The 10,025-nt window shown below is 32.6% G+C and carries 10 protein-coding genes; 2 read left to right on the top strand and 8 right to left on the bottom strand.

All coding sequences use genetic code 11. From position 1 onward, the window contains the following. Positions 1-100: 100 nt before the first annotated feature. Both QYS47_RS08260 and QYS47_RS08265 read right to left on the bottom strand, forming a co-directional pair. On the bottom strand, positions 101-1,081 hold the full coding sequence (locus tag QYS47_RS08260; protein WP_322348352.1) for a pyruvate dehydrogenase complex E1 component subunit beta: 981 nt from the start codon (positions 1,079-1,081) through the stop codon (positions 101-103). A 211-nt stretch (positions 1,082-1,292) separates the two neighbouring features. Further along, positions 1,293-3,089 (bottom strand): tetratricopeptide repeat protein, encoded by a 1,797-nt coding sequence (locus QYS47_RS08265; protein WP_322348353.1) that lies wholly within the window; start codon positions 3,087-3,089, stop codon positions 1,293-1,295. A gap of 154 nt (positions 3,090-3,243) precedes the next feature. Between QYS47_RS08265 and QYS47_RS08270 the strand changes: the two genes are divergently transcribed. Together QYS47_RS08270 and QYS47_RS08275 are read left to right on the top strand one after the other, a co-directional pair. Further along, complete coding sequence (locus QYS47_RS08270; RefSeq protein ID WP_302100091.1) at positions 3,244-3,459, top strand: PspC domain-containing protein; 216 nt, start codon at positions 3,244-3,246, stop codon at positions 3,457-3,459. Between the two features lie 55 nt (positions 3,460-3,514). Then, complete coding sequence (locus tag QYS47_RS08275) at positions 3,515-4,642, top strand: MFS transporter (protein ID WP_308356995.1); 1,128 nt, start codon at positions 3,515-3,517, stop codon at positions 4,640-4,642. A gap of 7 nt (positions 4,643-4,649) precedes the next feature. Here QYS47_RS08275 and QYS47_RS08280 read toward each other — a convergent pair whose 3' ends face one another. The 6 genes from QYS47_RS08280 to QYS47_RS08305 form a co-directional block, all read right to left on the bottom strand. Further along, entirely contained in the window at positions 4,650-5,729 is a 1,080-nt protein-coding gene (locus QYS47_RS08280; RefSeq protein ID WP_322348354.1) for an alkane 1-monooxygenase, read from the bottom strand. A 77-nt stretch (positions 5,730-5,806) separates the two neighbouring features. Beyond that, the gene (locus tag QYS47_RS08285) at positions 5,807-6,385 is read right to left on the bottom strand and encodes a TlpA family protein disulfide reductase (protein ID WP_322348355.1); all 579 of its coding nucleotides are present in this window, start codon (positions 6,383-6,385) and stop codon (positions 5,807-5,809) included. Then, complete coding sequence (locus QYS47_RS08290) at positions 6,375-7,043, bottom strand: hypothetical protein (protein WP_322348356.1); 669 nt, start codon at positions 7,041-7,043, stop codon at positions 6,375-6,377. Before QYS47_RS08290 ends, QYS47_RS08285 begins: the two co-directional genes overlap by 11 nt. Before the next feature lie 35 nt (positions 7,044-7,078). Further along, positions 7,079-8,269 (bottom strand): aspartate aminotransferase family protein, encoded by a 1,191-nt coding sequence (locus QYS47_RS08295; protein WP_322348357.1) that lies wholly within the window; start codon positions 8,267-8,269, stop codon positions 7,079-7,081. A gap of 10 nt (positions 8,270-8,279) precedes the next feature. Next, complete coding sequence (locus tag QYS47_RS08300; protein ID WP_302100099.1) at positions 8,280-8,540, bottom strand: acyl-CoA-binding protein; 261 nt, start codon at positions 8,538-8,540, stop codon at positions 8,280-8,282. An 85-nt stretch (positions 8,541-8,625) separates the two neighbouring features. After that, complete coding sequence (locus tag QYS47_RS08305; protein ID WP_308356993.1) at positions 8,626-9,912, bottom strand: citrate synthase; 1,287 nt, start codon at positions 9,910-9,912, stop codon at positions 8,626-8,628. Positions 9,913-10,025 lie beyond the last annotated feature (113 nt).

Here is a 10,025-nt window from a genome sequence, read left to right on the forward strand (position 1 = left end):
ATTAAATATAAGTAGTTGCACGGAAAATAATTTTTTTTCAAAAAAAAAAGGCAAGTCCATATGGACTTGCCTTCAAAATCTATTGGAATAACTTATAGTATTAGTCTAGGTACATTACTTTCCTTAATGCTTTGATCGTTCTTTCTTTATTAGGAATAACAGCTTCCAATAAGGTAGGAGCATAAGAAACTGGGACATCTAAACTATTAACACGTAAAATTGGGGCGTCCAAATAATCAAATACAGTTTTTTGAATGTTGAATGCTAAATCTCCTGATATAGAAGCTAATGGCCATGCTTCTTCTACCACTACACACCTATTTGTTTTTTTAACCGATTCAAAGATGGTAGCATAATCAATAGGCCTCACTGTTCTCAAATCAATGACTTCAATAGAATGCCCCTCTTTTTCCATCTCTTCAGCTGCAGCATGAGCTACTTTCATCATTTTACCAAAAGAAATTAACGTAGCATCACTTCCTTCTTTAGTGATTTTAGCTTTTCCAATTTCTTCTAAATATTCTGATTCAGGAACTTCTCCTTTATCACCATACATTAATTCTGATTCCATAAAGATAACGGGATCATCATCTCTAATAGCAGATTTTAAAAGTCCTTTAGCATCGTATGGATTTGAAGGAATTACTACTTTTAAACCTGGAGTATTTGCATACCAGTTTTCAAAGTTTTGCGAATGTTGTGATGCTAATTGACCCGCATTACCTGTTGGACCTCTAAATACCATTGGAACATTAAACTGTCCACCAGACATATTTAGCATTTTTGCTGCTGAATTTATTACCTGATCTATTGCAACCAATGAAAAGTTAAAAGTCATGAATTCAATTATAGGTCTAGTGCCATTCATAGCTGCACCAACACCAATACCGGCAAAACCTAACTCAGTAATAGGAGTATCTATTACTCTTTTAGGGCCGAATTCATCTAACATTCCTTGTGTTACTTTATAGGCACCATTATATTCAGCAACCTCTTCTCCCATAATGAAAACGTTTTCATCACGTCTCATTTCCTCAGACATTGCCTCATTAAGTGCTTCTCTAAACTGAATTTCTCTCATCTATCTTGAAATTTTACAGGGTAAAAATAGTTATTCAACTTTCAATTACCAACTCAATCCTTAGTGTTCATTAACTTTTCTTTTCTATATAAAGTTTAGAATAATTTAAAAGTTAATTAGAAGCTAAAATTTCTGGTAAATCTAAAATTATGTGCAAAAAAAAAGCACTCGCTATTTAGCGAATGCTTTCAAAATTATTTATTAGAAATAATTATTTTAATGCATTTCTGAAAGTTTCATTTGCTGCAAAGTTAGCAAATTCAAGATCAGAAAGTGCTTTTGATTTTAAATCAGCGTCAGCAGCAACTGCATCTTTTAAGTGGCTGATTACATCACCTTCTTTACCTAATCTTGCGCTAGCAACAGCTGCTAAATAATGAGCATGAGCGTGAACACCTTCACCAGAAGTTTTTCCTGCAACTTCTTCTAAAGTGCTTACTGCATTCTCATAATTACCTTGAAGAACTAATGCTAAACCTTTGTTGAACATGTTAACTTCTGAGTCAGCAGTATTTTTAAGTGAAGTAGAAGCTTCGCTGTAGTCACCCATCATGATTTCTAAAGCACCTTTAACGCCCATTAAACCTCTTTCATTTTCGCTGCTTAATGTCATTTCGTTAGCTTTAGTAGCTGCATCATATGCTTTCTCATAGTTTCCTTGCATGGCGTAAGCAGTAGCTAAGTTTGCATAAGCTTCAGCATTTTCTTTCTTCTTATTAGAAATTTCAAATTGAGTAACTGCTTGCTCTACTAATGTAGTCATTTCATTACCATCTGCTTCCATAGCTAATTCTAAGTGAACAGCACCGTAATTGTTGTGAGCAACTGAGCTATTGTCATTTTTCTTGGTAGCAGCTTTGAAAATAGCAGCTTTTTCTTCTAATGAAGGAGTCATGCTAGCAGCATACATTAATTCTTCTAATGAAAGAGTATCAGCAGAAACTTCCTCAGCAGCAATTTGCTTAGCTAAAACAGAAATCTCAGCATCAGTCTTTTTCTCTTTTACTGTTAGAACTTCAGTTTTAGCAGCTCTTAAATCAGGATAGATATCTTTGAATACTTGTTTGTAAGTAGATAATTTTTGTAATCTATCTTCTTTTTCTTCAAAGCTACCAGAACCGTTTACAATTTGAGTATACTCGCTTTTTTGAGCATCAGTAATTCCATCATATTCTGCTAAAGCTTTTTTGAAATCAGTCCAATCTTCAACAACTGGCTTTAATATAAATTCAATTGAATCCGCCATTCCTTTGTAGTCATAACGTCTCATTTGTCTTCTATAGTAATCTTCAATTGCTTTTGCTCTATCTTCAGATAAGTTACTGTTGATTCTTTCTGGACCTTCAGGAGAGTGAGTACCTGTAATAGTTACAGTTCTTGTAACGTTTTTGTCAGCAATGAAAGCATTGAATTTTTTACCTCTATCACTTCTTAATTCAGATGATTTTAGAACTGATCTTCCTTGGTCAAAATAGAAATTAACATTAGTAGGGATTAATTCCTCTTTGTTATTATATCCGTGATCAGCATAAGCAGCATGATAAGACGGCATAACTAATTGAGAAGTTCTGATTAATCCAGTTGCATATGGTTTTCTATCAGTAGAAGCGGATTTTCCATTTTTTTCAATAGTAGCTGTACCTTGCATAACTAGTTCACCATTTACATTCATACCTTCTTCATAGTCGAATGCAAATTCTTTGCTAGTTCTAACAGGCTCAGTATCACTATTAGGGAAATCAGCTTTGACGAAATCAACTGCGTCTAACGCAATTTCTTTATCGCCATATACATAGTAAGGATTTACAGTATAAGTAATTCCATCTTTAAGCATTTTAGACGGTAATTGGAAATCAACCGTAAATGCTACCTCGTCACCGTGAAGTTCAAGAGGATTTGGAGTTACATCGATAGCTTGTTCTTCAGCGGCTTGCATCATCTTATTCAATGCACAACCAGAAAAAGTTAATGTTCCTAAAAGAACAGCTGCGTAAAATAATTGTCTCATTTGATTCATTATTTGATTAAGTTTGGAAGTTAATGCGAAATTATACTTATATTAGAACTATTCCAATGTATTTAGTAAATTTAAGAAAAGATTTTTAATTTTATCGAAATATTAACGTAGCATTTGCTGTAATTGTTTAGTTTAAAGGGATATTATGAAAAAAGTTCAAAAATTCATCGAAAATCAGGCCTTTGGTGTATGCACAAGATTGGGTGAAATGATGGATCTCCCTAGTTCTCACATAAGGATATTTTTTATTTATTCTTCTTTTTTAACATTTGGGTCTCCCATTTTACTTTATTTAGCTTTAGCATTTATACGTGATGTGAGAAAAATGTTAAGAAGAGGACGATCTAAATGGTATTATTAATTTTAATTAATTGAACTACAGGTTCTTAATGGTTCATTTTTTTAAGCATTCTTTATTGAGGTCAAGATTAGCTATTAGTACTATTTTTTTCTGTTATGGCTTAACCTTTGCAAGTTGGGCGGCTCGAATACCAACAATTCAAGAAAACTTTAATCTTTCTGAAGCTCAATTAGGTACTTTATTATTAATGTTACCTATTGGTTCTTTTATTTCATTACCTATTGCGGGAGCTTTAGTTGCCAAATGGAATAGTTTTATAGTCACTCGTTTTGCCATTATTCTTTATCTCCTTTCCTTAGTTATTATCTCGTTTATCGATAATATTTATATGTTAGGGATATTACTATTCTTTTTTGGAGGAATGGGCAATATGGTAAATATAGCGATCAATACTCAAGCAGTAAATCTAGAAAAAGAGTATAACAGAAATATCATGGCAAGCTTTCATGGAATGTGGAGCTTGGCTGGTTTTTTTGGTGCAATCATAGGAGCTTACATGATAGGTGCTGATATTTTGTTACAATATCATTACATAATTATTTTTTCAACTAGTGTAATTGCGGCTATAATAAGTTTTAAGTACTTACTAAACGCAGATGCAGACCAAGATACCGACAAACCCATCTTTGCTATTCCGGATAAGTCACTTTTATTGCTAGGGTTTATCGCATTTTCCTCTATGATGTGTGAAGGGACAATGTTTGATTGGAGTGGCATATATTATAAGGATATAGTGAAAGCTCCTAATGAAATTTTAGGGCTAGCCTATACTTTTTTTATGGTAAGTATGGCGGGGGTTCGGTTTATTGCGGATTACTTCACTAGTAAAGTCGGAGTTAAAAAAGTCATTTTTATTAGCGGTATATTAAATTTTTCCGGTATGTTATTATTAGTTTTAATCCCAGGAAAAATCATTTCATTAGTAGCTTTTTTTATTGTTGGTGCGGGTGTGTCCTCTGTTATTCCTTTATCCTTTAGTTTAGCAGGGAAAACAAAAAAAATGAATTCAGGAGTGGCATTAGCTGCAGTTTCTACTATGGGCTTTTTCGGCTTCTTGATTGGCCCACCTCTAATAGGATATTTAGCTTCATGGTTAAACCTAAGAGCATCATTTTCATTTATTGCCTTAATGGCACTATCAGTAGCTTTACTAGCTACTCAAATTAAAAGCTCTCAAAATTGAGATTACATCATACAGCTTTTAAATTATTCCATTTTTGAAGTCTTGGATTCATAATTTTGAACCATAAAGGAGGAAAATGAGCTAATAAAATCATACTAGGATAACCAGCGGGTAGCTGAGGTGCATTTTCATAATTATCTAATACTTGATATCTTTTTATTGCATTATAATGATGATCTGAATGTCTCTGTAATTGAAATAGAAAGAAGTTACTCATCAGGTGATTTGCATTCCATGAATGGTGAGGTGCCACTCTTTCATATCTGGCTTCATCAATTTTTTTTCTTCTTAAACCATAATGCTCAACATAATTTACTGCTTCAAGTAGAGAAAAGGCTAAAATGCTTTGAGCAAAAAAGAATACAAAGGGTATGATAGTAAAGTAACCAATGTATGCGCTTATAAGGGTTGTAATGAAAGCTGCAAAAATAAAAGGTAAGATAGTGAACCAAATCATTTGATTATGAATGGAGAATCGAGAAATGTTCTTTCTATCTAATCTTTTGTTTTCAATTTTCCATGCACTTAAGTAGCCTTGAGAAATGGATCTCCACCAAAAGGCGTAAAAGTTTTCATTTTCTCTGCTTGTTGCAGGATCTTCGGGTGTTGATACTCTTACATGATGCCCTTTATTATGCTCAATATAAAAATGCATGTAACTTACAGTCATAAGGAGTACCTTACTATAAAATCGCTCTAATTTTGATTTTTTGTGGCCTAGCTCATGAGCCACAGTAATGCCAATACCTCCAGTTGATAATGAAACTGCTATAGTAAAGGTAATCATTTCAAATATGCTTAAGGTATGAGTTGTAACTGACCACATAGCCCAAATTAAAAAAGCAAGTTGGAAATAAGTCCAACAATAGGTAATGAATCGATAATAGAAATCATTGGCAACTTTGCTCACTGCACTTTTAGGTATATTCTTATAATCTTTACCTATTGCAGCATCCAAAACTGGTATAAATGCATATACAAAAATTAAGGTAGATAGGTTTGCAATACCCCCGATGTAAAACCCTGCAATCGTGAAGGATGGGATAATAAATGCACTAAAAAAGCCAATTTTTCTTAACCAATTCATTTTGAGATATTTTCTATCTAAAATAGTAGAAATGAATTAATTAAACAATTAGTAGAATGCTTAATGAATTTTAAATCTTAATATCTGGAGATTAAGAAATCTTTAAATTCTTGTGTATTGAAATTACTCATCCCTTCAGTTTCAAACACAATCTCTCCATTTTTAATAACATAAGAACTAGGTAGTACTCTTGAGCTAAGCTGGTCAAAGCCCTTAACTTCAGTGTAAATAGGCAGGTCATATTCCTTTTTATCCATGAAGCGAATTGCTTTATTAAAATCTTGATCTTTAGAAATCAAAAGAAAAACCACATTTGGATCTGACTTAACTTGTTGATAGAGTTTATTTATATGAGGTAATTCTCCCAAACAAGGTGGACACCAAGTTGCCCAATAGTTGATAAATATGGTTTTATCGGATAGCTCTTCACTATTTATTATCGTCCCATCTGAAGATTTTAATATACCGTTAAAGTTAAAAGTTACAGCCTCTTTCTGGTCTAAATCTGGTGTAATCAAATGTGTGGATAATAGTAAGGATTGAATTTTACCAATAACAGGTGTATGAAGGCCTGTTAAGTATAAGGTTCCAAAAACTGCAATCATTACAGCCCAGCTAATTAATTCCTTTTTCCAATTAAACTTTTTATTCGTCATCTATATTCATTAATAAATCTGTTACTTCTTTATTATACGTGCTTTCATAAAATATTTCCACTGAAATTAGATATTTATGAATTTGCAATAAATTATCAAAATTAGCCTCAGGAATATGTTTAGGGATTTTGTAAATTCTTTCATCTTCCTTTTCAATAGCGGCATTTTCTCTATTAAATAGAAAGGGGAATAAAGTTTTATTACAACTTAGTGCAATTCTATCAATGTTATAATACTCCAACCATTCATTCAATTTATCATTTATTTCATTAAAGAAATGATCTGTGCTTGCCAGCCTTACCCTTGAGCCTGCTTTTGATTTCCCTTTAGTTTTAAGGTGTTTAATTTGGCTTTTACCTTGTTTTTGTCGGACCATATAAGCTTTAAAGGATTTATGCTCAATTATTTGGTCGGATTCTGATACTGCAAGAGAAGCTTCACCTGCATGTACAAGAATGATTATAAAAGTCGATTCTTTTAAAACGTTATTATCGATATTAAATGAAAATGGAAACCTGATTTTAATATCGGTATTAGCTAATTGAATTAAATTTTTATTTTTCAGGAAGGATTCAATATTATAGTTTTCAACTATTCTTTTGATTAAAGTTTCTAGTTGATTCTCGTCTAAAAAATATGAAGTGCTTAATTCCTGCATTCGGTTACATTACCATATCAATGAAGATAATTTGGTTATATTGATTTCTTAATCGCATTATTGATCACTTCACAAGCAGTATTTATTTCATCATCATTAATGGTTAGGGGAGGAGCTATTCGGAAGCTATCTGGACAAGATAAAAACCAAAAACAAATGACCCCATTTTTCAAGCATTCCTGAACTATTTTTGATACAATTTCAGCTGAGTCAAATTCGATTGCAAACATCATCCCTATTCTTCTAATCTCTTTTATAGCGGGATGACGTATTGAATCCTCAAATATTTTCCCTTTTCTTTCCACATCCTCAAGAAATCCATCCTCTAGTATCACCTCTAATGTAGCAGCTGCAGCAGCACAACTAACTGGATTACCTCCAAAAGTATTAATATGGCCAAGCATAGGATTCTTGGTAAATAGATCCATATACTCCTTTTTGGCTATGAAAGCACCTAATGGTAAACCACCTCCTAATGCTTTAGCAGTACACAATATATCTGGTTCTACATCAAAATGTTCAAATGCGAATAATTTCCCAGTCCTTCCAATTCCAGATTGAATTTCATCCATGATTAGTATCGTACCGGTTTCATTGCATTTTTTTCTCAGTGCTTTTAGAAAATTCTGTTGTGGAATTCTAACTCCTGCGTCACCTTGTATTGTTTCTATAATTACACAAGCTGTTTTAGTTGTAATTCTGTCTAAACCTTCAAAATCATTAAGTTTTAGAAATCCTACATCGGGAAGCAGGGGTCTAAATCTATATTTCTTATTTTCATTAGATGAAATGCTTAACGCACCATGAGTACTGCCATGGTAAGCTCCTTTAAATGATAATAATTCTGTCCTCCCAGTTATTCTTTTTGCTAGTTTTAGTGCTCCCTCAATTGATTCAGCCCCACTATTGCAGAAATAAACACTATTTAGATGGGAGGGAAGGTGTGAAGTTAAAGTCTTTGCTAATTGGTTTACGGAGGATTGCACATACTCTCCGTAAACCATAGTATGTAGGTGTTTATCTACTTGCGATTTTATAGCTTCTATTACTTTAGGATGTTGATGTCCTAAATTACTAACTGCAACTCCTGAGATTAAATCCATATAGGATTTTCCGTTTTTATCATATAGATAAACTCCTTTTGCTTTTTCAATTTCAATTAGAAATGGAAAGGGCGAAGTTTGTGCAATATGATTTAGAAATATTTGTTGTTCGGTCTGTTGCAATTTCTAATTATTAAGCAGAAGCTAACGTATCAACTAATTCAATATAGGCTTTCATAGCGTCTTCTGATGACATTCCTTTTAGTTCAGCCCAAGCATCGTATTTTGCAATGGCTTTAAAATCGAAGCCGCCTGGTCTTTCTCCACTTACATCACCTTCGTCACCTTGTTTATAAAAGGCATATAATTTTAGTAACTCTTCATTTGAAGGTCTTTCTTTAATATCTGTTTTTGACCTTTCAGCGGCCTTTTTGAAATCATCTTGTAAACTCATTGTATATATTTTAAAATTCGCGTAAAATTAAAAAAGTCAACCTATTTTCATAGATTGACTTCAGATATAATTTTATATTATTCTATTATCTATTGCTGATATCAACATAAGGTCTTAAGTTATGACCTGTATAAACCTGTCTTGGTCTTCCAATTGGTTCATTATTTTCTCTCATTTCTTTCCACTGAGCGATCCAACCTGGTAATCTACCTAATGCAAACATAACTGTAAACATTTCTGTAGGAATGCCCATTGCACGATAAATTATACCTGAATAGAAATCTACATTAGGGTATAATTTCTTTTCAACAAAATATTCATCTTTCAGAGCAATTTCTTCTAATTCCTTTGCAATATTTAATAACGGATCGTTTACTCCTAATTGCTCTAATACATCATCAGCTGCTTTTTTGATGATTTTTGCTCTAGGGTCAAAGTTTTTGTAAACTCTATGTCCGAATCCCATTAATCTAAATGGATCATTTTTATCTTTAGCTTTTGCAATGAATTTAGCAGTATCACCACCAGCCTTTTGAATTTGCTCTAACATTTCCAATACAGCTTGGTTTGCTCCACCATGTAATGGCCCCCAAAGAGCATTAATACCTGCAGATATAGATGCATATAAACTAGCTTGAGAACTACCTACAACTCTTACTGTAGAAGTAGAACAGTTTTGTTCATGATCTGCATGTAAAATTAATAATGTGTCTAGTGCTTTCGCTACAACAGGATTCACCTCATATTTCTCTGCAGGTAATCCAAACATCATTTTTAAGAAATTTGAACAATAATCAAGATTATTATCTGGATAATTTACAGGATGCCCAACTTGATTTTTATACGCCCAAGCAGCAAAAGTTGGCATCTTTGAAATAATTCTGATAATACTTAAGTCCACTTCATCAGCAGATCTATTAGGATCTAATGACTCAGGGTAAAAAGCAGTTTGAGAACAAACTAATGAAGATAAAACACCCATTGGGTGTGCATTAGAAGGGAATCCATCTAATATCTTTTTAATATCTTCATGAACTAAAGTATGTGTAGTGATATCTTTCTGGAAATTTTCTAATTGAGTTTTAGATGGTAATTCACCGTAAATCAACAAATAAGAAACTTCTAAAAATGATGATTTTTCAGCAAGTTCTTCAATTGAATATCCTCTGTATCTAAGTTTACCTTCCTCACCATTTAAAAAAGTAATAGCACTTTTTGTAGATCCAGTATTTTTAAAACCAGGGTCAATAGTAATTAAACCACTTCCCGCTCTTAATTTACTAATATCTATTGCTATCTCATTTTCTGAGCCTTCAACAATGGGTAAGTCGTAATCTTTTCCTGCGTATGATAATTTTGCGTGATCTGACATGTATATTCTAATTATATTAAATGTTGAAACAATGAATTATTTATTCACGAAATTAATTAAAAAAATAATTTTATAAAACTTAGAGTGCTAACAGTTGTTAGCCGACATTAAAT

This window comes from Marivirga arenosa (genome assembly GCF_030503875.2).
In the GTDB taxonomy this organism is placed as follows: Bacteria; Bacteroidota; Bacteroidia; order Cytophagales; family Cyclobacteriaceae; genus Marivirga; species Marivirga arenosa.